Source organism: Pseudomonas sp. ACM7 (genome assembly GCF_004136015.1).
Lineage (GTDB): Bacteria > Pseudomonadota > Gammaproteobacteria > Pseudomonadales > Pseudomonadaceae > Aquipseudomonas > Aquipseudomonas frigoris.
Genome location: NZ_CP024866.1, coordinates 4,283,517 through 4,303,620, shown reverse-complemented (window position 1 = coordinate 4,303,620; position 20,104 = coordinate 4,283,517). Strand labels below are relative to the sequence as shown.

Sequence of the window (20,104 nt, the reverse complement as noted above, 5' to 3'; positions counted from 1 at the left end):
GCACTTGTCGCAACACCTAGAGAAACGAAATGAGCGAGCTGGCGGAAAAGGTCCAACAGGATTTGGTTGAGGCCATCGATAACGACGACCTGGTTCTGCCAACGTTACCGGAAGTGGCCCTGCAGATTCGCAAGGCCGCTGAAGACCCGGAAATCAGCGTCAGCACCCTGAGCAAAGTGATCGGCCGCGATACCGCGTTGTCGGCGCGTCTGATCAAAGTGGTCAATAGTCCGCTGTTGCGTGCGACCCAGGAAGTCACTGACCTGCACACGGCAATCACTCGACTGGGCGTCAATTACAGCAGCAACCTGGCCATCGGTCTGGTCATGGAGCAGATTTTTAATGCCCGCTCCGAGGTGGTGGAACAGAAAATGCGCGAAGTCTGGCGCAAAAGCCTGGAAATCGCCGGGATCAGCTATGCATTGTGCCGCAGGTACACGCAACTCAAGCCCGATCAGGCAGCCCTTGGCGGACTGGTGCATCAGATCGGTGTGTTGCCGATCCTGACCTACGCCGAAGATCACTATGAACTGCTGTCTGACCCGGTCAGCCTCAATCATGTGATCGATCACATTCATCCACTGCTCGGCGACAAACTGCTTAGGGTCTGGGAGTTTCCGGAAATGCTGGTACAGGTGCCGGGGCTTTATCTGGACTTCAATCGACAGTCCGAGCGGGTCGACTATGTCGATCTGGTGCAAGTGGCCAGCCTGTATTGCCACAAGGACACCGACCATCCCCTCGCCCGCATCGACGCATTCAGCGTGCCGGCGTTCAAAAAGCTGGGGATTGATCCGGAGAACGAGGCGATGTGTCGGGATCTGGAAGAATCGCGGTCGATGTTTTATTAGTCGAGACCGTAGCGCGCCCTTCGCGAGCAAGCCCGCTCCCACACTTGACCGAGTTCTTCATGGAAAAATGCGATCAAATGTGGGAGCGGGCTTGCTCGCGAAGGGGTCAGCCCAGACACCAAAAAACTACCCCGCAATAAAACTCACCCGCACCTTCAACCCCGCCTGTTCGCCATCGTGCAGGCTGATTTGAGCCAGGTGTGCGCGGCAGATCTCACCGACAATCGCCAGCCCCAACCCCGAACCGGCCACCTGCTGGTTACGCCGGTAAAAGCGCTCGAACACCCGATCGCGCTCTTCAAGAGGAATGCCGGGGCCGTCGTCCTCGACCTCCAACACGGCCGGTGCCGTGACCCGAAGAATCACGTTGCCACCCGACGGTGTATGGGCCAGCGCGTTATCCACCAGATTGCTCAACAGTTCGTTCAACAGCGTTGGCTCGCCGCGCAACCACACCGGTTCGTCCGCTTCCAGCGCCAGCGCCACACCGCGTGCGTGGGCGAGCGGTGCCATGGCCATGCCGAGTTCGCGAGCCAGCTGACTGAGGTCAAGCAACTGCGCGCCGCCCTCGGCGATGGCCCGGGCACCATTTTCGACCCGTGCCAGCGAGAGCAATTGATTGGCAAGGTGGGTCAAACGATCCGTGCCTTGGGCGACGGTTTCCAACGTACTGCGCCAGGTTTCGGGTTCAGTCGAGCGCAAACCCAGTTCCAGTCGTGCCTTGAGCGCCGCCAGGGGAGTACGCAGCTCATGGGCGGCATCGGCGATGAACTGCGCCTGACGCTCGAACTGCCCGCGCAGGCGCTCGGTAAAGTGATTGAGCGCGCGCACCAGCGGCCACAATTCGTGCTGCACTTCCACCAACGGCAATGGCCGCAGATCGTCCGATTGACGCTCTTCCACCGCAGTGCGCAAGCGTTCCAGCGGACGCAACGCGGCGCTGACCGCAAACCACACCAGCAACAACGCACCCACCGCCAGCATGCCCAGACGCAGTAACGTGTCCGCTGCCAGGCTGCGGGCCATGCTGACCCGCGCTTCATCGGTTTCCGCCACGCGGATTTCCGCCATGCCGTTCATGTTCGGGTCGCTCACGGGTTTGAGCAGGCTCACCACGCGCACGTTCTCCCCTTGGTACTTGGCGTTATAGAAACGCGCCAGTGCCGGATAGTCATCGGTGCGCGGCGTTCCCGGCGGCGGCGGTGGCAGGTTTTCGTAGCCCGAGATCAGTTTCTGATTGATGTCGTTGACCAGGTAAAAAATCCGTCCTGCGCTGTCGTAGGCGAAGGTGTCGAGGGCCACGTACGGTACGTCAGCGCTCAGCGAGCCGTCGCGCTGGGAGACACCGGCAGCGATGGTCCGCGCCGAGGCCAGCAAGGTCCGGTCATAGGCGGTGTCGGCCGCTTCGCGACCGTTCCAGTAAGCGCTCAAACCACTGGCCAGCATCAACACCACCAGCAACAACGCCAGATTCCACAGCAACCGCCAGCGCAGGCTGCTGGGCTTATGCATCGCGGCTTTCCAGCAAGTAGCCGAGACCGCGGAAGGTCACGATGACGACCGGTTGGCCGTCTAGCTTTTTGCGCAGGCGATGGACATAGATCTCGATGGCGTCGGGGCTGGCCTCTTCGTCCAGACCGAAGACTTGCGAGGCCAGTTGTTCCTTGCTCATCACCCGACCGGGACGGGCGATCAGGGCTTCGAGCACTGCCTGCTCGCGAGAGGTCAGGGTCAGCAATTCTTCACCGAGGGTGAAGCGCCGAGTGTCCAGGTCATAGGCCAGCACACCGCAGCGCTGCTGGCGTTCACCGCCGAGCACACTGCGGCGCAGCAGGGCTTTGACCCGGGCTTCGAGTTCGGTCAGTTCGAAAGGTTTGGCCAGGTAATCGTCAGCGCCAAGGTTCAGGCCGTGGACCCGATCCTTGACGTCGCTGCGGGCGGTCAACATCAACACCGGCAGGTTCTTGCCCCGCGCCCGCAGGCGCGCCAGCACTTCGAAGCCATCCATGCGTGGCAGCCCGACGTCGAGGATCGCCATGGCGTATTCCTCGCTACTCAACGCCAGGTCCGCCGCCACACCGTCGTGCAGCACATCCACGGTCAGCCCGGTGCTCTTGAGCGCCTGGGCGACACTTTCAGCGAGCTGCAGATGGTCTTCGACGAGCAGAACACGCATGGATCTTTACCTCATTCAGGGATGGTCGATGCCATTGTTTGGCGCGGAGTTTACAGCCGCAACCGCCGCTGTGAAGCCCGAAAACCGTGAAAGTCTTCTGAAAGGTTAGGGAAAGGTTGGACGGTTAGAGTCCAGCCACGGACAGTTTCGACTGCCGTGCGCTACCGCACATAGCGATACGAAAAACGCCTCGAAGCGTTTTCGCCAATAAGAACAATAAACGGAGTACTTCAAGATGCTGTCCATGCAGCCACAGGCTCGTCCGCCTGTTCGTTTTCCCCGCCTCAGCCACACCGCCCTTGCCAGTGCCGCCGCCCTCGCCGGCTTTTCGCCGTTGAGTCAGGCTGCCTTCTTCGAAGACAGTACGGCAACACTCGAAACCCGCAACATGTATTTCAACCGCGACTTTCGCGACGGCACCAGCGCCCAGCAATCCAAGCGTGACGAATGGGCCCAGGGCTTCATGCTCAATCTGCAATCGGGCTACACCGACGGTACCGTGGGGTTCGGTGTCGATGCGCTGGGCATGTTGGGGGTCAAACTCGATTCGAGTCCCGACCGCACTGGCACCGGCCTGTTACCGACCCACGACGACGGTCGCGCCGCCGATGAGTACTCCAAGCTGGGCCTGACCGGCAAAGTAAAAATCTCCGCCACCGAACTGAAAATCGGCAGCCTGATTCCGGAACTGCCGATCCTCAAGTCCAACGACGGGCGCATCCTGCCGCAGACCTTCGAAGGCGGCCTGCTGACCTCCAAAGAGATCAAGAACCTGACCTTCACCGGCGGGCGTCTGGAGAAAGCCAAGGACCGCGACAGCACCGACTTCGAGGACATTGCCCTCAACAACAAAAACAGCCGTTTTGCTGGCACGGCCGCCGGCAAGCATTTTGACTTTGGCGGCCTGGACTACAAGTTCACCGACAAAATCACCGGCAGCTACCACTTCGCGCAACTTGATGAAGTCTACAACCAGCACTTCCTCGGTGTTGTCGCTTCGCAACCGTTCGGCCCCGGCACTTTCGGCACCGATCTGCGCCTGGCCATCAGTGATGACCAGGGCGCGGCCCGTGGCGGCAAAATCGACAACAAATCCCTCAACGGCTTGGTGAGCTACGCCTTGAGCGGGCATAAATTCAGCGCCGGCTACCAGCACATGTCCGGCGACAGCGCGTTCCCTTATGTCGATGGCAGTGACCCGTATCTGGTCAACTTCGTGCAGATCAACGACTTTGCCGGTGCCGAAGAACATTCCTGGCAGGCACGCTACGACTACGACTTCGCCAAGCTTGGAGTTCCCGGCCTGAGTTTCATGAGCCGTTACGTGAGCGGTGACAACATCAAGCTCAAGAGCGGCGATGAAGGCAAGGAGTGGGAACGCAACACCGAAATCAAATACGTCGTACAAAGCGGCGCGCTCAAGGATGTTGCCGTGCGCCTGCGTAATGCCACTTACCGTTCCAATTACTCCGCTCGCGATGCCGATGAAGTGCGTCTGCTGGTGAGCTATAGCGTTGCCCTTTGGTAATTGATTGAACCGCCGAAGCCAAAAAGATCGCAGCCTTCGGCAGCTCCTACATATCCATACAACAAAAAATCTGTGGAGAATCCAATGAATTTGTCACTGCGTAAGTTTGCTCTCACCGCCAGCGCCCTGCTGTTCGCCGGCCAATTGCTCGCTGAACCCAAACGTCCGGAATGCATCGCCCCGGCCTCGCCCGGTGGCGGTTTCGACCTGACCTGCAAGCTGGCGCAAAGCGCGCTGGTGAATCAGAAACTGCTGACCAAACCGATGCGCGTGACCTACATGCCCGGCGGTGTCGGCGCGGTGGCGTACAACGCGGTGGTCGCTCAGCGTCCAGCCGACGCTGGCACGTTGGTGGCGTGGTCCAGCGGTTCGCTGTTGAACCTGGCCCAAGGCAAATTCGGTCGTTTCGATGAAAGCGCCGTGCGCTGGCTGGCGGCGGTTGGAACAAGCTACGGCGCCATCGCGGTGAAAAGCGATTCGCCTTACAAGACTCTGGACGATCTGGTTCAGGCGTTGAAGAAAGATCCGAGCAAAGTGGTGATCGGCTCCGGCGGCACCGTCGGCAGCCAGGACTGGATGCAGACCGCCCTGATCGCCAAGGCTGCCGGGATCAACCCGCGCGACCTGCGTTACGTCGCCCTCGAAGGCGGTGGTGAAATCGCCACCGCCCTGCTCGGCGGCCACATCCAGGTCGGCAGCACCGACATCTCCGACTCCATGCCGCACATCCAGAGCGGTGACATGCGCCTGCTGGCTGTGTTCTCCGAGAAGCGTCTGGACGAGCCGGAAATGAAAGACATTCCGACCGCCAAAGAACAAGGCTACGACATCGTCTGGCCAGTGGTTCGGGGCTTCTACCTCGGGCCAAAGGTCAGCGACGAAGACTACGCCTGGTGGAAAGACGCTTTCGACAAGCTGCTGGCTTCCGAGGAATTCGCCAAGCTTCGCGATCAACGTGAGCTCTTCCCGTTCGCCATGACCGGCCCGGAGTTGGACACCTACGTGAAGAAGCAGGTTGCGGACTACAAAGTGCTGGCCAAAGAGTTCGGCCTGATTCAGTGATCGCCTCTGTCTAGCGGCTGCGGCCCCGTTTGCGCGGGGCTGCGGCACAGGAGTTTCCCATGCTCTTACAACGCATTTTTGCTTCGGTGCTGTTGCTGGCCTGTATTGGCCTGGCGCTGATGGCGTGGCCGTACCAAGCGTCTTTTTCCTACGAACCGGTGGGGCCTCGGGCCTTCCCGCTGTTGATGCTCGGACTGATGGGCCTGGCGCTGTTGTACATGGTGTTTCGTCCCGCACCGATCAAGCACAACCCTGACGAACCGCCGATGGACCGCGAAACCCTGACCAAAATCGGCATCTGCGTGGTGCTGTTGCTGGTGTTCGCGGGCACCTTCGAACCCCTTGGCTTCATTGTCGCGAGCATCCTGATCGGTATCCCGATGGCGCGCCTGTACGGCGGCCGCTGGTTGCCCAGTGTGGTGATCATCAGCCTGATGGCTGTCGGCCTTTACTTGCTGTTCGACAAGGTGATGGACGTGCCACTGCCGTTGGGCGTGCTCGACGTTCTGGAGAACTGATATGGATACTCTTGGCTATTTGGGACAAGGGTTTGGCGTTGCGCTGACCCCGTACAACCTGGTGACTGCGCTCTGCGGCACCCTCATCGGCACCGTGGTCGGCCTGTTGCCGGGCCTGGGCCCGATCAACGGCGTGGCGCTGCTGATCCCGATCGCGTTCGCCCTCGGTCTGCCACCGGAGTCGGCGCTGATTCTGCTGGCGGCGGTGTACCTGGGTTGTGAATACGGCGGCCGGATCAGCTCGATCCTGCTGAACATTCCGGGCGAAGCCTCCACCGTCATGACCACCCTCGACGGTTACCCGATGGCCCGCAAGGGTCTGGCCGGTGTAGCTTTGTCGCTGTCGGCGTGGAGTTCGTTTATCGGTGCGTTCATCGCCACCTGCGGCATGGTGCTGTTCGCCCCGTTGCTGGCGAAATGGGCGATTGCCTTTGGCCCGGCCGAATATTTCGTGTTGATGGTGTTTGCGATTGTCTGCCTGGGCGGCATGGCCGGTGACCGACCGCTGAAAACCTTTATTGCCGCGTTGATCGGGTTGTTTCTGTCGAGCGTCGGGATCGATGCCAACAGCGGCGTGTACCGTTTCACCGGGGACAACATCCACCTGACCGACGGCATTCAATTCGTTGTGTTGGTGCTGGGCCTGTTCTCCATCAGTGAAATCCTCCTGCTGCTGGAAAAAACCCATCACGGCCAGGAAGCGGTGAAAGCCACCGGCCGCATGATGTTCAACTTCAAGGAAGCCTCGGCAGTGTTCGTGGTGAACATTCGTTGCGGCGTGCTGGGCTTCATCATGGGCGTGTTGCCGGGTGCGGGCGCAACGCTGGCCAGCGCCGTGGCTTACATGACCGAGAAACGCATCGCCGGCGCCAAAGGCACCTTCGGCCAGGGCGACATGCGCGGCCTCGCAGCCCCGGAAACCGCCATCGGCGGCGCAGCCTGCGGCGCCCTGGTGCCAATGCTGACCCTCGGTGTTCCAGGTTCGGGCACCACGGCGGTGATGATCGGCGCGCTGTCGCTGTACAACATCACCCCGGGTCCGCTGTTGTTCCAACAGCAACCGGACATTGTCTGGGGCCTGATCGCTTCGTTGTTCGTCGCCAACGTGATGCTGGTGATCCTCAACATTCCGATGATCCGCATCTTCACCCGCATCCTTGCCGTGCCGAACTGGGCGCTGGTACCAGTGATTGCGATCATCACCGGGATCGGCGTCTACGCGGTGCATGCCACAACCTTCGACTTGTTCCTGATGATCGGTATCGGCATCTTCGGTTACATCCTGCGCAAGCTGGATTTCCCTTTGTCGCCGGTCCTGTTGGGCTTCATCCTTGGTGGCCTGATGGAGCAGAACCTGCGTCGCGCCCTGTCGATTTCCAATGGTGCGCTGGAAATCCTCTGGTCGAGCCCGATCACCTTCGGCTGCTGGGTACTGACCGCGATCATGCTCCTGATGCCGATCATCCGAATCTGGCGCAAACGTTCGGTCGCCCGTCGCGCCATCGCCGATGTCTGATCGAACACCCTTCAAAGCCTGGTGGGGAACTCCGCTGGTCGGTCTGCTGGGCGGTTACCTGGCCAGCCAGATCGGCTGGCCACTGCCGTGGATGATCGGCTCGTTGCTAGCGATCATCCTGGTGCGTTGCCTGACACCCTGGCAATTGGCGGAAATCCCTGGCGGCCGCAAGTGCGGCCAGTGGATTGTCGGCATCGGTATCGGTCTGCACTTCACCCCGGTGGTGATGGAGCAGGTGCTGAGCCACTTCGGTCTGATCTTCTTCGGTGCATTGGTCACCAGCCTCTCGGCCGTGGTCGGGGTCTGGTTGATGCGGCGTACCGGTGAAGATCGCGCCACCGCGTTCTTTTCCAGCATGCCCGGCGGCTCCGGGGAGATGGTCAACCTCGGCGCGCGTAACGGCGCGGTGCTCAGTCGTGTTGCGGCGGGGCAAAGTCTGCGGGTGTTGGTGGTGGTGCTGTGTGTGCCGGCGGCGTTCAAGTATTTGCTGGGCAGCGGCACGCCGGTTTTTCATCCGTCCGCCGTCAATTGGTGGTGGCTGGCCTTTCTATTCCCGGCCGGCGCATTGGCCGCGTGGCTATGGGAACGTCTGCGTCAACCCAATCCGTGGCTGTTCGGGCCGTTGCTGGTGAGTGCGGCGGTGAGCATTGGCTGGGATCTGCACATCAGTTTGCCCAACGGCGGCAGCCAGATCGGCCAATGGCTGATTGGCAGCGGGTTGGGGTGTCACTTCAATCGGCAGTTTTTCCGGCGTGCGCCTTCTTTTATGGGGCGGACCTTGATCGGCACGGTGCTGACCATGTTGATCGCCACACTGGCAGCATTGGGGTTGAGTGCGCTGACCCACCTGGATTTGCGCTCGTTGACGCTCGGCATGATGCCCGGCGGGATTGCGGAGATGAGCCTGACGGCAGAGACATTACAGTTGTCGGTGCCGCTGGTGACGGCGATGCAGGTGATGCGGCTGTTGTTTGTGTTGTTTCTGGCGGAACCGTTGTTCAAGTATTGGAATCGGGTGCCGGATTCCGTCTGAAAGACCGTCACCCCATTCGCGAGCAGGCTCGCTCCCACAGGGTTCGCGTGATCCTTGTGGGAGCGAGCTTGCTCGCGATGCTTTTTAGACTGGCGGCAACCGCCACTCGATCGGCGTCTCGCCATTCTGCTCAAGATACTTATTGGTTCGGCTGAAGTGCCCGCACCCGAGGAAGCCTCGATAGGCGGACAACGGTGACGGATGCACCGACGTGAGCACCAGATGCTTGGTGGCATCGATCAGTTTCTGCTTGCTCTGCGCATGGGCGCCCCACAGCATGAACACCAGATGCGGCTGATGTTCGCTGACCACTTCAATGATCCGATCGGTGAAAAACTGCCAGCCCTTGTCCTTGTGCGCATTGGCGTTGGCGCGTTCCACGGTCATGGTGGTGTTGATCATCAGCACGCCCTGGTCAGCCCAGCTTTGCAGGCAACCGTGGGTCGGGATGTCGATGTTCAGATCGCGTTTCAACTCTTTATAGATGTTCACCAGCGACGGCGGCGCCGGTACGCCCGGTTGCACCGAAAAGCACAAGCCGTGGGCCTGTCCCGGGCCGTGGTACGGGTCCTGGCCGAGGATGACGACTTTGACTTTATCCAGCGGCGTCGAATTGAGCGCGTTGAAAATCATCGGTCCGGGAGGGTAGATTTCCTTGCCGGCCGCGCGCTCCTCTTGCAGGAAGTTACGCAACTCTGCCATGTAGGGCTGGTCGAACTCGGCACGCAGTGCCTCCTTCCAGCTCGGTTCGAGTTTGATACGGTCGTCAGCAGTCATGGTTACATCCGGCAAAAACAATGGGGCGAACCCTAGGAAAGCCCATCACGCTTGTCAATTGATCTGACGCAGATCCGGCACTTTCCTGTACAGCGATCATACTGAACGCTCAAATTCCCGATCGAGGTCACGATGAATTTGCACTTCGAAGAACTCACTGGCACCGACGGCGCACGCATCGGAGTCGCCAGCCTGGATGCCGAAAACTCCCTCAATGCCCTGTCCTTGCCGATGATCAACGCTTTGCGCGATCAACTGGACGCCTGGGCCAAAGAGCCACAAATCGTCTGCGTCGTGTTGCGCGGCAACGGCGCCAAAGCCTTTTGCGCCGGTGGCGAAGTACGCAGCCTGGTGGAAGCCTGTCGCGCCCATCCCGGCGAAGTGCCGCCGCTGGCAGCGCATTTCTTTGCGGCGGAATATCGCCTGGACTTCAATCTGCACACTTACCCTAAACCGCTGATCTGCTGGGGGCATGGCTATGTGCTCGGCGGCGGCATGGGGCTGCTGCAAGGGGCGAGCATCCGGATTGTCACGCCGAGCAGCCGCCTGGCGATGCCGGAGATCAGTATCGGTTTGTACCCGGATGTCGGGGCCAGTTGGTTTCTGTCGCGCCTGCCCGGCAAGCTCGGATTGTTTCTCGGCCTGACCGGCGCCCATATGAACGGTCGCGATGCGATCGATCTCGACCTGGCCGACCGCTTCCTGCTCGATGAGCAGCAGGAAGAGTTGATGGAAGGCCTGCTGCAGTTGAACTGGCAGGAACAGACGCCGATGCAACTGAACAGCCTGCTCAAGGCCTTGCAACAGGAAGCCATCGCGCAAATGCCCGAAGCCCAGTGGCTGCCACGACGCCAGCAAATCGATGAGCTGCTGGATGTCAGTGACGTGCGCTGCGCCTGGAAGGCCATCAGTCAGCTGCGCGACAACACGGATCTGCTGCTCAGCCGTGCCGCGAAAACCATGAGCGAAGGCTCGCCCCTGACCGCTCATCTGGTGTGGGAACAAATCGCCCGCGCCAGGCACATGTCGCTGGCTCAAGTCTTTCAGATGGAATACACCATGAGCCTAAACTGCTGCCGTCATCCTGAGTTCAGCGAAGGCGTGCGCGCACGGTTGATCGACAAGGATCAAAAACCGCATTGGCACTGGCCAGATATCAATAATCTGCCGGATGCAGTGGTAGACGCGCATTTCCACAAGGCCTGGGAAGGCCGGCATCCTCTGGCCGATCTGTAGGAATACTGAAAGTCGGGCATAAAAAAGCGGCGCTTCATGCGCCGCTTTTTTTATGAGTGTTTAACGGTGGCCGCCTCGGCCATCGTGATCACCGCGACCGTTGTGGTCGCCCCGTCCGCCGTGATTATTGCGTCCACCATTGCCACGGTAGTCGTTGTTCCAATCGCCACGGTTACGGCCGTCCCAACCCTCATTCTGATGGGCCCGATAGTCGCCTCGTTGCGGCTGGTAATAGCGTGGTGCAGGTTGATAAACCCGCGGCTGGTAGTAATACCGCGGTGTTGGCTGGTAATACCGCGCTGGCGGTGCGTAGTACCGGCGTGGTTGCGTGTAATAACCGCCGCCGCCTGAATAGTAAGGTCCGCCGTCATAATAGGCTGGCGAGGAATAGACCTCGGAACTGTAGTAGCTGGCTCCTCCATCGGAATAAGGCACGCATGCACCAAGAGACAATCCCAATACAGCAATCAGAAGAATTCGCAGATACATGGCGGCCTCCTGGACCGCGAGTGAGCCACACCAGCGACGCTGGCAGGCGACAGTCAATTATTCGGTGACTGTCGAAAGATCAGACATCGTTTTCCAAATCTGGTGCGCTCCTGAAACACATTGAAACAAGTCGCCGATGAAAGGTTTTTCATCCATTCACCCGCTGACTAAGGGTGACCACCACGATATCCACCTCCGTAATAACGTGGTGAATGCCCGCCCCAATAGTAGTAGCGATAGCCGCCATAAAAGCGCGGACCATAGTAATAACGCGGTCCGTAATAGTAGGAATAGGGCGAGTAACCGGGGTAGTAATAAGGCGCGGAATACACATCGTAGCCACCGGCGTAGTAGTAGCAGCCGGATAGCCCAAGGCCCAGAACAACACCAAGCAACAGTCGACGAAACATGGCGGCCTCCTGAAAGACCCACAGCCGGAACAGGCCGGCTGACACCTGTTTTGACTGGCAATGCTCCATCGAGTGCCGGGCGACGCCAACCTTCAGATCGGCGGCCGATACGTCCCATTGCGGTGCGCCGGCGCACCATCACAAGGCAAGTATTTCTCCCCGTCCATAAGCGCCAATCGCGCAATGCCGCAGGCCAGACGGCTCAAGCCGACTTGGCACGGCTCTCGCTTTAGCAAAGACGTGCAGGAGTCATCACAGGTTCGCGGCACCACAATTTGCAATGGCTGACTAGGGTTCCGGCTCGCTAAGGCGAGTGGCTGGTCCGAGAGTTGGCGACCTCCAGTTGAGGTTACACGGCGGGACAAAAGCCCGGGAGACAAGCCACCGTTCACGGTGCCGCGTTGACTCCTGCCCGCCCTTGATCAACTGGAGAACCACCCATGCTCAAGCTTCGTTTACCCGCCCTGCTCGCCGCTGCATTCGCAGCCTTCGTAAGCGTCTCGTCCCAGGCCGCACAAAAAGACCACTTCAGCGTCTGCTGGACCATCTACGCCGGCTGGATGCCCTGGGAATACGCTGGCAGCCAAGGCATCGTCGACAAATGGGCAAAGAAGTACGGCATCAAGATTGATGTGGTGCAGCTCAATGACTACGTCGAATCCATCAACCAATACACCGCCGGCCAGTTCGACGGCTGCACCATGACCAACATGGATGCGCTGACCATTCCGGCAGCCGGTGGCGTCGACAGCACCGCGCTGATCGTCAGCGATTTCTCCAACGGCAACGACGGCATCGTGCTCAAGGGCGACGGTAAGAAAGTCACCGACCTCAAAGGCATGGACGTCAATCTGGTGGAGCTGTCGGTTTCCCACTACCTGCTGGCCCGGGCGCTGGATTCGGTCGATCTCACCGAGAAAGACCTGAAAGTGGTCAACACCTCTGACGCCGACATCTCTGCTGCCTTCAACACCGATCAGGTCAACGCCGTCACCACCTGGAACCCGATGCTTTCGGACATCAAGGCCAAGCCTGCGGTGACCGAAGTGTTCAACTCCAGTCAGATCCCCGGCGAAATCATGGACATGATGGTGGTCAACAGCGCCACCCTCAAAGACAACCCGGCCCTGGGCAAAGCACTGACCGGTGCCTGGTTCGAAGTGGTCGAGTTGATGAACGCGAAAAACGCCGCCAGCAAAGCCGCCCTCGAACACATGGCTAAAGCTTCCGGCACCGATCTGACCGGTTTCCAGTCGCAACTGGACACCACCAAATTGTTCGCCACCCCCAAAGAAGCCCTGGCGTTCTCCACCAGCAAGCAACTGCCGGAAACCATGCGCAAGGTGGCCGAGTTCTCGTTCCAGCACGGCTTGCTCGGTGAAGGCGCCAAGGACACCAGCGCCGTCGGCATGGCGTTCGCCAATGGTGTAACCAGCGGCGACAAAACCAACCTCAAGCTGCGCTTCGACCCGACCTACGTGCAGATGGCCGCCGACGCGAAGCTGTAATCAGGAGGACCTGGCCATGCGCCTGATCAATCGCCACCCGGATCGCCCGAGTCGCCTGCTGTTGGTGATCCTGCCGTTCGCCCTGGTGCTGTTCGCCTACTTCATGGGCTCGGCCGAGCGGCTGATGGACAACCCCAACGACAAGCTATTGCCGAGCGCCGTGCAGATGACTGACGCGGTGAAACGCCTGGCGTTTACCGCCGACAGCCGCACCGGTGAATACGTGCTGTGGCAAGACACCGCGTCCAGCCTTCGACGCCTGGCCATCGGCCTCGGCATCAGTGCGCTGGCCGGGCTGTGCCTGGGCATCGCCGCCGGGACTTTGCCGCTGTTTGGCGCGCCGTTGTCGCCGTTGCTGACGGTGCTGTCGATGGTGCCGCCGCTGGCGATTCTGCCGATTCTGTTCATCGTGTTCGGGTTGGGGGAATTGTCGAAAGTGATGCTGATCGTGATCGGTATCACCCCGTGCCTGGCCCGTGATCTGGAGCAACGCGCCCGGGAAATCCCCGTCGAGTTGCTGATCAAAGCCCAGACCCTCGGCGCCTCGACCTGGACGCTGATGCTGCGGGTAGTGCTGCCGCAACTGCTGCCACGGCTGCTGATCTCGCTGCGGCTGATGCTTGGCTCGGCGTGGTTGTTCCTGATCGCCGCCGAAGCCATCGCCTCCACCGACGGCCTCGGTTACCGGATTTTCCTGGTGCGCCGCTACTTGGCGATGGACGTGATTTTGCCCTATGTGGTCTGGATCACCCTGCTCGCCTGGCTGATGGACTGGGGCCTGAAACGCCTGACCCAACGGGCGTTCCCTTGGTATGAGGGAGCCCGCGCATGAGCTTCATCACGGTAAAAAACGTCTGGCAGCAATACGCCGATCAGGTGGTGCTCGAAGGGCTGAACCTGAACGTCAACGAGGGCGAGTTCTGCACCTTGGTCGGTGCGTCGGGTTGCGGCAAGTCGACCTTCCTGCGGCTATTGCTGGGCCAGGAACGCGCCAGTCGCGGCGAGATTCTGTTGGATGGCCAGGCCTTGGCTGGCGAGCCGGATGCCAGCCGTGGCGTGGTGTTCCAGCGTTACTCGGTGTTCCCGCACTTGAGCGTGCTGGACAACGTCGCCCTGGGCCTTGAACTGCCGCGCTCACCGTTGCTCGGGCGGTTGTTCGGCAGCGCAAAAAAAGATGCACGCGAACAAGCCTCAGTACTGCTGCACAAAGTCGGCCTCGGCCATTCGCTGGACAAGTACCCGGCGCAGCTCTCCGGTGGCATGCAACAACGGCTGGCCATCGCCCAGGCGCTGATCATGAAACCGCGCGTGTTGCTGCTCGACGAACCGTTCGGTGCCCTCGATCCAGGCATCCGCAAAGACATGCATGGCCTGCTTCTGGAGCTGTGGCGCGAGACGCAACTGACGGTGTTCATGGTCACCCACGACCTGTCCGAAGGCTTCAGCCTCGGCACTCGCTTGCTGGTGTTCGACAAGGTCCGCCTCGACCCGCACGCCCCCGGCGCCTATGGCGCGCGCATCACTTACGACATCCCTTTGAACAGCGACCGCCGCGCCCATCGCGCCGCCGTCGACGCCTTGCCGGCTGAGCTGGCAGGCACGCTTCGTACCGCTTAAGAGGACTTTTGCACATGACTGATTCGACCCAACTGTTCCCGCCCTTCGTCGAAGAAATGCTCCCCGGCGGCGGTCATCGCTCCTTCGTCCTGAAACGCGGCCAACTGCTGCGCCTGACCGACCTGCGTGGCGGCGCCAACGTCAGCCTGACGCTGCTCAACGCCAATGAAAAAACCGAACGCCTGAACCTGCCCGACAGCCTCAAATGCCAACACACCGCCAAGCTCACCACCGGCCATTGCCTGTACTCGGACATGGGTCGCGTGCTGGCCGCCATCACTGCTGACACCTGCGGCTGGAGCGACAGCCTCGGTGGTGTGCTCTGTGCTGAAGAGGTCGCTGAAAAATACGGCGCGGGGCGCTATCAGGAACTGCGCAACGGCTTCTTCCGCAACGGCACCGACAACTTGTTGGTGGAGCTGGGCAAGTGGGGGCTGGGCCTTTCCGACCTGCTGATGACGCTCAATTTGTTTAGCCGGGTGAACGTCGATGAGGCCGGGCATTTCCACTTCGTCGAAGGCAATTCCAGGGCCGGCGACTACATCGAGTTGTATGCGCCGATGGACACGCTGGTGGTGCTCACCGCCCTGCAACATCCGATGGACCCTTCGCCTGAATACGCGCCAAAACCATTGAAGTTGAGCTGGATGAACGCTGACGCCAGCGTCGCCGAACACTGCCGCACCTCGCGCCCGGAAAACGAGCGCGGCTTCATCAACACCGACCGTCTGTTCGCCTGAGGATCGCTGCCATGTCACTCGCAATCGCTAACGCTCAAAAGCATCCAGAAGCTGCGGTCTACCGCGCCACCATCCCGGCCGGCGAACCGTGGCTGATGGAAGTCAAGGCTGGCCAGACTTTGCGCATCCTCGATCTGGAAGGCAATCAGGCTGTCGACACGTTGTTCTACAGCGTTGCCAACCCAAAGGAGCGCTACGACGTGCAACGCACGTTGCGCCGACAGAACAGCGTCTACCTGAGCACCGGCAGCGTGCTTTATTCCAACCTCGGCAAGCCGATGCTGACCATCGTCGCCGACACCTGCGGCCGTCACGACACCCTCGGCGGCGCCTGCGCACAAGAGAGCAACACCGTGCGTTACGCGTTGGAGAAACGCTACATGCACAGCTGCCGCGACAACTACCTGCGGGCCTGCGTTCACGATGGACGACTGGGCAAGGGCGACATCGGGCCGAACATCAACTTCTTCATGAACGTACCGGTCACGGTGGATGGCGGGCTGACGTTTGAAGACGGGATTTCGGCGCCGGGCAAATACGCCGACTTGCGGGCCGAGATGGACGTGATCGTGCTGATCTCCAACTGCCCGCAACTGAACAATCCATGCAATGCCTATAACCCCACCCCTGCGGAGCTGCTGGTATGGAACTGAAATTCGTGCGGTTACGTCGATGGTTGTTTGCCCTGTGCCAGGCCCGTTCAGGCCAGTGCATCAAACAGTAAGAACACCCTAAATCTACTGTGGGAGCGGGCTTGCTCGCGAAGGGGCCGTCACATTCAACATTAATGTCGACTGACACTCCGCCTTCGCGAGCAAGCCCGCTCCCACAGGGTTACGCGGTGGTTTGAAGCGAACTGTTTTTGCCGTCGGGGACGACCCTGGCGCCTATCGAAAAACTGCGGGACGGCCCGCATCCCAGGTCGAGGCTGATGCGTTATCGCCTCCAGGGGTTATGCCATGTTCGAAAAAGTCCTGATTGCCAACCGTGGCGCCATTGCCTGTCGCATCCTGCGCACCCTGCGTGAGTTGCAGGTCCAGGGCGTTGCCGTTTACTCCGAAGCCGATGCCGCCAGTTTGCACATCCTGCAAGCCGATGAAGCCCACAGTCTCGGTGAAGGCGCAGCCGCCGGCACCTATCTGGCCGTCGAAAAAATCCTCGCCATCGCCAAATCCACCGGCGCCACGGCGATCCATCCCGGCTACGGTTTTCTCTCGGAAAACGCCGCGTTCGCCGAAGCGTGCGAAGCCGCCAACATCGCCTTCATCGGCCCGACGCCAGAGCAGCTGCGAGTGTTCGGTCTCAAGCACACCGCGCGCGCCTTGGCCAAGCAACACGGCGTGCCGATGCTCGAAGGCACCGAGTTGCTCGACAGCCTCGACGCGGCGCTGATTGCCGGCGAACAGGTCGGCTACCCGGTGATGCTCAAAAGCACCGCTGGTGGTGGTGGCATCGGCATGCGCGTGTGTCGCAGTGCGGCCGAGTTGAGCGAATCCTTTGAGGCCGTCAAGCGCCTCGGCCAGAACAACTTCAGCGACGCCGGGGTGTTCATCGAGAAGTACATCCAGCGCGCCCGACATCTGGAAGTGCAGGTGTTCGGCGACGGCCGGGGCGAAGTGATTGCCCTCGGCGTGCGCGACTGCTCGGTTCAGCGCCGCAACCAGAAAGTCCTCGAAGAAACCCCGGCGCCGAGCCTGCCCGAGGGCATGGCCGAGGCGCTGTGTGCGGCGGCGATCAAACTGGCGAGAGCGGTGAATTACCGCAGCGCCGGCACCGTTGAATTCGTTTTCGACAGCGAGGATCAGCGTTTCTACTTTCTCGAAGTGAACACCCGTTTGCAGGTGGAGCACGGCGTCACCGAGCAAGTCTGGAGTGTGGATCTGGTGCGCTGGATGGTCGAACTGGCGGCGGGTGATTTGCCACCGTTGAGCACGTTGAGCCAAGGTTTGAAAGCCGATGGTCATGCGATTCAAGCACGGCTCTATGCCGAAGATCCGGGCCGCGATTTTCAGCCAAGCCCCGGCTTGCTGACCGCCGTGAACTTCCCTGCCGCCGATGGCAAACACTTGCGTATCGACACGTGGGTTGAAGCCGGTTGCGAGATCCCACCGTACTTCGATCCGATGATCGCCAAAGTCATCAGTTGGGCGCCGACCCGTGAAGAAGCCGCTGCCGATCTGCATCAGGCGTTGGGCGACAGCCTGCTCTACGGAGTGGAAACCAACCGCAACTATTTGCGGCAGATTCTGCTCGATGTGCCCTTCGCCAGCGGTCAGCCGTGGACCCGTTGCCTGGAAGGTTTGGTGTATCAGACCAACACGTTTGAAGTGCTCAGTGCCGGGACTCAGACCAGCGTTCAGGACTATCCGGGTCGTCTTGGGTATTGGGCAGTGGGCGTGCCGCCGTCAGGGCCAATGGACAGTCGCGCGTTGCGTTTTGGCAATCGTCTGCTGGGCAACGATGAAGGTGCAGCGGCGCTGGAAATCACCATGAGCGGGCCGCTGCTGCGCTTCAATTGCGACGCGGTGGTGGCGGTCACAGGCACGATGATTCCATTGGCGCTAAACGGTGAAACCGTACCGATGAACACCGCACTGCTGGTTCCGGCGGGGGCGACTTTGAGCCTCGGCACGATTGCTGGAGCAGGCGCTCGCAGTTATTTGTGCCTGCGCGGTGGCCTTCAGGTTCCAGACTATCTGGGCAGCAAAAGCACCTTCACCCTCGGCCAGTTTGGTGGGCATGGTGGTCGTGCGTTGCGAGCCGGCGACGTGTTGCATCTCCCTGCTTTGAACGACCGCAGTGCCGGTCAACAACTGGCTGAAGAACAGGTCACCGAGTTGCCCGTTCTGCGGCAGATCCGGGTGATCTACGGCCCTCATGGCGCACCGGAATACTTCACCGAAAACTACATCGGCACCTTCTTCGCCACTCATTGGGAAGTGCATTTCAACTCCAGCCGAACCGGTGTGCGGTTGATTGGGCCGAAGCCTGAATGGGTGCGTGCCGATGGTGGCGAGGCGGGTCTGCATCCGTCGAATATTCATGACAATCCGTACGCCATTGGGGCGGTGGATTTTACCGGTGACATGCCGGTGATCCTCGGCCCCGACGGCCCTAGTCTCGGCGGGTTTGTCTGCCCGGTGACGGTGATCGAAGCTGACCTCTGGCAGCTTGGGCAGCTCAAGGCTGGGGATAAAGTGCAGTTCCAACCGGTCGATCTCAAAACCGCCCGCAACCTCGCCTTGAAATGGAATACCCCCTGTGGGAGCGGGCTTGCTCGCGAAAGCGGTATGTCAGACACATCAATGTCGACTGACACGCCCTCTTCGCGAGCAAGTCGAATCGTAGCACCGCCACTCCCACAGGGGATTGTGTCGCCGGTGGTGTTGGATATTGGTCAGGACGATACACGGCTGGTCGCGAGATTGTCGGGGGACACTCATCTGCTGCTGGAAATCGGCGCCCCCGAACTCGACCTCGTCCTGCGCTTCCGCGCCCACGCCCTGATGCAAGCCTTGGAAAGCCAAAACCTGCACGGCGTCATCGACCTGACACCCGGCATCCGCTCGCTGCAAGTGCACTACCAACCCGAACAACTGCCGCTGGCCGATCTGCTCGGCATCGTCGCCGGCGAATGGGACGCTGTGTGCGCCGCAAGGGACCTGCAAGTGCCCTCGCGCATCGTCCATCTGCCGTTGTCCTGGGACGACCCGGCCTGTCAGTTGGCAATCGAAAAATACATGACCACCGTGCGCAAGGACGCCCCGTGGTGCCCAAGCAACTTGGAGTTCATCCGCCGCATCAACGACCTGCCAAACCTCGACGAAGTGCAGCGCACCGTATTCGACGCCAGCTACCTGGTGATGGGCCTGGGCGATGTCTACCTCGGTGCGCCGGTGGCCACGCCGCTCGACCCGCGGCATCGCCTGGTGACCACCAAGTACAACCCGGCCCGCACCTGGACCGCGGAAAACTCGGTGGGCATCGGTGGTGCTTACATGTGCGTGTACGGCATGGAAGGCCCTGGCGGTTATCAGTTCGTCGGCCGCACTTTGCAGATGTGGAATCGCTATCGCGAGGTCGCCGCATTCGATGGCAAACCGTGGCTGCTGCGCTTCTTCGATCAGATCCGGTTCTACCCGGTCAGTGCCGATGAACTGCTGCGCATTCGACGGGATTTCCCACTCGGGCGCTTCGATCTGAATATCGAGCACAGTCAGCTGAATCTGGCGGATTACCAAGCCTTCCTGACGAAGGAAGCCGAGAGCATTGCCGCGTTTCGCGATCAGCAAAAAGGTGCATTCAACGCCGAGCGCGAGCGCTGGATCGCCAGTGGCCAGGCGCATTTCGACAGTGAAGAGCTGACCCCGGAGGTGACCGAAGACGCGCCGTTGGCCAGCGGTCAACAGAGCGTCGACAGCCACATCGCCGGCAACCTTTGGCAGGTTCAGGTTGAAACCGGTAGCCGGGTTGCCGCGGGTGATGTGCTGGTGATTCTGGAGTCGATGAAGATGGAAATCCCGCTGCTCGCGCCTATGGCCGGGGTGGTGCGCGAGATTCGCGTGCAACCGGGTTCGGCAGTGCGCGCCGGACAGCGCGTCGTGGTGCTGGAACTTGAGTGAACCCATGTTGAAAAGGATTAA

Annotated in this window: 18 protein-coding genes and 1 riboswitch; of the genes, 13 read left to right on the top strand and 5 right to left on the bottom strand. The window is 60.5% G+C overall.

What is annotated here, in order from left to right:
- Window positions 1-29 precede the first annotated feature (29 nt).
- Entirely contained in the window at window positions 30-851 is an 822-nt protein-coding gene (locus tag CUN63_RS20420; RefSeq protein WP_129441932.1) for an HDOD domain-containing protein, read from the top strand.
- 126 nt (window positions 852-977) lie between these two features.
- Here CUN63_RS20420 and CUN63_RS20415 read toward each other — a convergent pair whose 3' ends face one another.
- Window positions 978-2,363 (bottom strand): sensor histidine kinase, encoded by a 1,386-nt coding sequence (locus CUN63_RS20415; protein WP_129441930.1) that lies wholly within the window; start codon window positions 2,361-2,363, stop codon window positions 978-980.
- Entirely contained in the window at window positions 2,356-3,027 is a 672-nt protein-coding gene (locus CUN63_RS20410) for a response regulator (protein WP_123366793.1), read from the bottom strand. The genes CUN63_RS20415 and CUN63_RS20410 overlap by 8 nt, the downstream gene beginning before the upstream one ends.
- Before the next feature lie 235 nt (window positions 3,028-3,262).
- Here CUN63_RS20410 and CUN63_RS20405 point away from each other — a divergent pair, with 235 nt between their 5' ends.
- The 5 genes from CUN63_RS20405 to CUN63_RS20385 all read left to right on the top strand — a co-directional run bounded on the left by CUN63_RS20405 (window position 3,263) and on the right by CUN63_RS20385 (window position 8,684).
- Entirely contained in the window at window positions 3,263-4,555 is a 1,293-nt protein-coding gene (locus tag CUN63_RS20405; RefSeq protein WP_129441928.1) for an OprD family porin, read from the top strand.
- 84 nt (window positions 4,556-4,639) lie between these two features.
- A complete protein-coding gene (locus CUN63_RS20400) occupies window positions 4,640-5,617 on the top strand; it encodes a tripartite tricarboxylate transporter substrate binding protein (protein WP_129441926.1) in 978 nt (325 codons plus the stop codon).
- A gap of 59 nt (window positions 5,618-5,676) precedes the next feature.
- Entirely contained in the window at window positions 5,677-6,135 is a 459-nt protein-coding gene (locus CUN63_RS20395) for a tripartite tricarboxylate transporter TctB family protein (protein ID WP_129441925.1), read from the top strand.
- A gap of 1 nt (window position 6,136) precedes the next feature.
- Complete coding sequence (locus CUN63_RS20390; RefSeq protein WP_129441923.1) at window positions 6,137-7,651, top strand: tripartite tricarboxylate transporter permease; 1,515 nt, start codon at window positions 6,137-6,139, stop codon at window positions 7,649-7,651.
- Window positions 7,644-8,684, top strand: coding sequence for an AbrB family transcriptional regulator (locus CUN63_RS20385; RefSeq protein WP_129441921.1), 1,041 nt, complete (start codon window positions 7,644-7,646; stop codon window positions 8,682-8,684). Before CUN63_RS20390 ends, CUN63_RS20385 begins: the two co-directional genes overlap by 8 nt.
- 84 nt (window positions 8,685-8,768) lie before the next feature.
- Here CUN63_RS20385 and ung read toward each other — a convergent pair whose 3' ends face one another.
- Window positions 8,769-9,461, bottom strand: coding sequence for a uracil-DNA glycosylase (gene ung / locus CUN63_RS20380; RefSeq protein ID WP_129441919.1), 693 nt, complete (start codon window positions 9,459-9,461; stop codon window positions 8,769-8,771).
- Window positions 9,462-9,593: 132 nt separating this feature from the next.
- Here ung and CUN63_RS20375 point away from each other — a divergent pair, with 132 nt between their 5' ends.
- Window positions 9,594-10,697 carry an enoyl-CoA hydratase/isomerase family protein gene (locus CUN63_RS20375; RefSeq protein ID WP_129441917.1) on the top strand — a complete coding sequence of 368 codons (1,104 nt, stop codon included), beginning with the start codon at window positions 9,594-9,596 and terminating at the stop codon, window positions 10,695-10,697.
- Between the two features lie 60 nt (window positions 10,698-10,757).
- On the opposite strand, the gene CUN63_RS20370 is transcribed toward CUN63_RS20375, so the two are convergent.
- Window positions 10,758-11,186 carry a hypothetical protein gene (locus CUN63_RS20370; RefSeq protein WP_129441916.1) on the bottom strand — a complete coding sequence of 143 codons (429 nt, stop codon included), beginning with the start codon at window positions 11,184-11,186 and terminating at the stop codon, window positions 10,758-10,760.
- A 167-nt stretch (window positions 11,187-11,353) separates the two neighbouring features.
- On the bottom strand, window positions 11,354-11,596 hold the full coding sequence (locus tag CUN63_RS20365; RefSeq protein WP_129441914.1) for a hypothetical protein: 243 nt from the start codon (window positions 11,594-11,596) through the stop codon (window positions 11,354-11,356).
- 277 nt (window positions 11,597-11,873) lie between these two features.
- Window positions 11,874-11,974, top strand: a riboswitch (guanidine-I (ykkC/yxkD leader).
- Window positions 11,975-12,036: 62 nt separating this feature from the next.
- Here CUN63_RS20365 and CUN63_RS20360 point away from each other — a divergent pair.
- From CUN63_RS20360 to uca, 6 genes are all read left to right on the top strand, one after another.
- On the top strand, window positions 12,037-13,104 hold the full coding sequence (locus CUN63_RS20360; RefSeq protein WP_129441912.1) for a putative urea ABC transporter substrate-binding protein: 1,068 nt from the start codon (window positions 12,037-12,039) through the stop codon (window positions 13,102-13,104).
- A 16-nt stretch (window positions 13,105-13,120) separates the two neighbouring features.
- The gene (locus CUN63_RS20355; RefSeq protein ID WP_129441910.1) at window positions 13,121-13,936 is read left to right on the top strand and encodes an ABC transporter permease; all 816 of its coding nucleotides are present in this window, start codon (window positions 13,121-13,123) and stop codon (window positions 13,934-13,936) included.
- Window positions 13,933-14,721: an ABC transporter ATP-binding protein gene (locus tag CUN63_RS20350; protein WP_129441908.1), complete on the top strand. Its 789-nt coding sequence runs from the start codon at window positions 13,933-13,935 to the stop codon at window positions 14,719-14,721. Before CUN63_RS20355 ends, CUN63_RS20350 begins: the two co-directional genes overlap by 4 nt.
- 14 nt (window positions 14,722-14,735) lie before the next feature.
- Window positions 14,736-15,461, top strand: a complete 726-nt coding sequence (locus CUN63_RS20345) for an urea amidolyase associated protein UAAP1 (RefSeq protein WP_129441906.1) — start codon at window positions 14,736-14,738, stop codon at window positions 15,459-15,461.
- 11 nt (window positions 15,462-15,472) lie between these two features.
- Window positions 15,473-16,114: an urea amidolyase associated protein UAAP2 gene (locus CUN63_RS20340; protein ID WP_129441904.1), complete on the top strand. Its 642-nt coding sequence runs from the start codon at window positions 15,473-15,475 to the stop codon at window positions 16,112-16,114.
- Between the two features lie 306 nt (window positions 16,115-16,420).
- The gene (gene uca, locus CUN63_RS20335; protein WP_129441902.1) at window positions 16,421-20,083 is read left to right on the top strand and encodes an urea carboxylase; all 3,663 of its coding nucleotides are present in this window, start codon (window positions 16,421-16,423) and stop codon (window positions 20,081-20,083) included.
- The last annotated feature ends 21 nt before the right edge of the window (window positions 20,084-20,104 follow it).

What these genes read in the sequence shown, in the direction of transcription:
- CUN63_RS20420 (WP_129441932.1), top strand. Translation starts at nt 30, where the DNA reads ATGAGCGAGCTGGCGGAAAAGGTCCAACAGGATTTGGTTGAGGCCATC.
- CUN63_RS20415 (WP_129441930.1), bottom strand. Translation starts at nt 2,363, where the DNA reads ATGCATAAGCCCAGCAGCCTGCGCTGGCGGTTGCTGTGGAATCTGGCG.
- CUN63_RS20410 (WP_123366793.1), bottom strand. Translation starts at nt 3,027, where the DNA reads ATGCGTGTTCTGCTCGTCGAAGACCATCTGCAGCTCGCTGAAAGTGTC.
- CUN63_RS20405 (WP_129441928.1), top strand. Translation starts at nt 3,263, where the DNA reads ATGCTGTCCATGCAGCCACAGGCTCGTCCGCCTGTTCGTTTTCCCCGC.
- CUN63_RS20400 (WP_129441926.1), top strand. Translation starts at nt 4,640, where the DNA reads ATGAATTTGTCACTGCGTAAGTTTGCTCTCACCGCCAGCGCCCTGCTG.
- CUN63_RS20395 (WP_129441925.1), top strand. Translation starts at nt 5,677, where the DNA reads ATGCTCTTACAACGCATTTTTGCTTCGGTGCTGTTGCTGGCCTGTATT.
- CUN63_RS20390 (WP_129441923.1), top strand. Translation starts at nt 6,137, where the DNA reads ATGGATACTCTTGGCTATTTGGGACAAGGGTTTGGCGTTGCGCTGACC.
- CUN63_RS20385 (WP_129441921.1), top strand. Translation starts at nt 7,644, where the DNA reads ATGTCTGATCGAACACCCTTCAAAGCCTGGTGGGGAACTCCGCTGGTC.
- ung (WP_129441919.1), bottom strand. Translation starts at nt 9,461, where the DNA reads ATGACTGCTGACGACCGTATCAAACTCGAACCGAGCTGGAAGGAGGCA.
- CUN63_RS20375 (WP_129441917.1), top strand. Translation starts at nt 9,594, where the DNA reads ATGAATTTGCACTTCGAAGAACTCACTGGCACCGACGGCGCACGCATC.
- CUN63_RS20370 (WP_129441916.1), bottom strand. Translation starts at nt 11,186, where the DNA reads ATGTATCTGCGAATTCTTCTGATTGCTGTATTGGGATTGTCTCTTGGT.
- CUN63_RS20365 (WP_129441914.1), bottom strand. Translation starts at nt 11,596, where the DNA reads ATGTTTCGTCGACTGTTGCTTGGTGTTGTTCTGGGCCTTGGGCTATCC.
- CUN63_RS20360 (WP_129441912.1), top strand. Translation starts at nt 12,037, where the DNA reads ATGCTCAAGCTTCGTTTACCCGCCCTGCTCGCCGCTGCATTCGCAGCC.
- CUN63_RS20355 (WP_129441910.1), top strand. Translation starts at nt 13,121, where the DNA reads ATGCGCCTGATCAATCGCCACCCGGATCGCCCGAGTCGCCTGCTGTTG.
- CUN63_RS20350 (WP_129441908.1), top strand. Translation starts at nt 13,933, where the DNA reads ATGAGCTTCATCACGGTAAAAAACGTCTGGCAGCAATACGCCGATCAG.
- CUN63_RS20345 (WP_129441906.1), top strand. Translation starts at nt 14,736, where the DNA reads ATGACTGATTCGACCCAACTGTTCCCGCCCTTCGTCGAAGAAATGCTC.
- CUN63_RS20340 (WP_129441904.1), top strand. Translation starts at nt 15,473, where the DNA reads ATGTCACTCGCAATCGCTAACGCTCAAAAGCATCCAGAAGCTGCGGTC.
- uca (WP_129441902.1), top strand. Translation starts at nt 16,421, where the DNA reads ATGTTCGAAAAAGTCCTGATTGCCAACCGTGGCGCCATTGCCTGTCGC.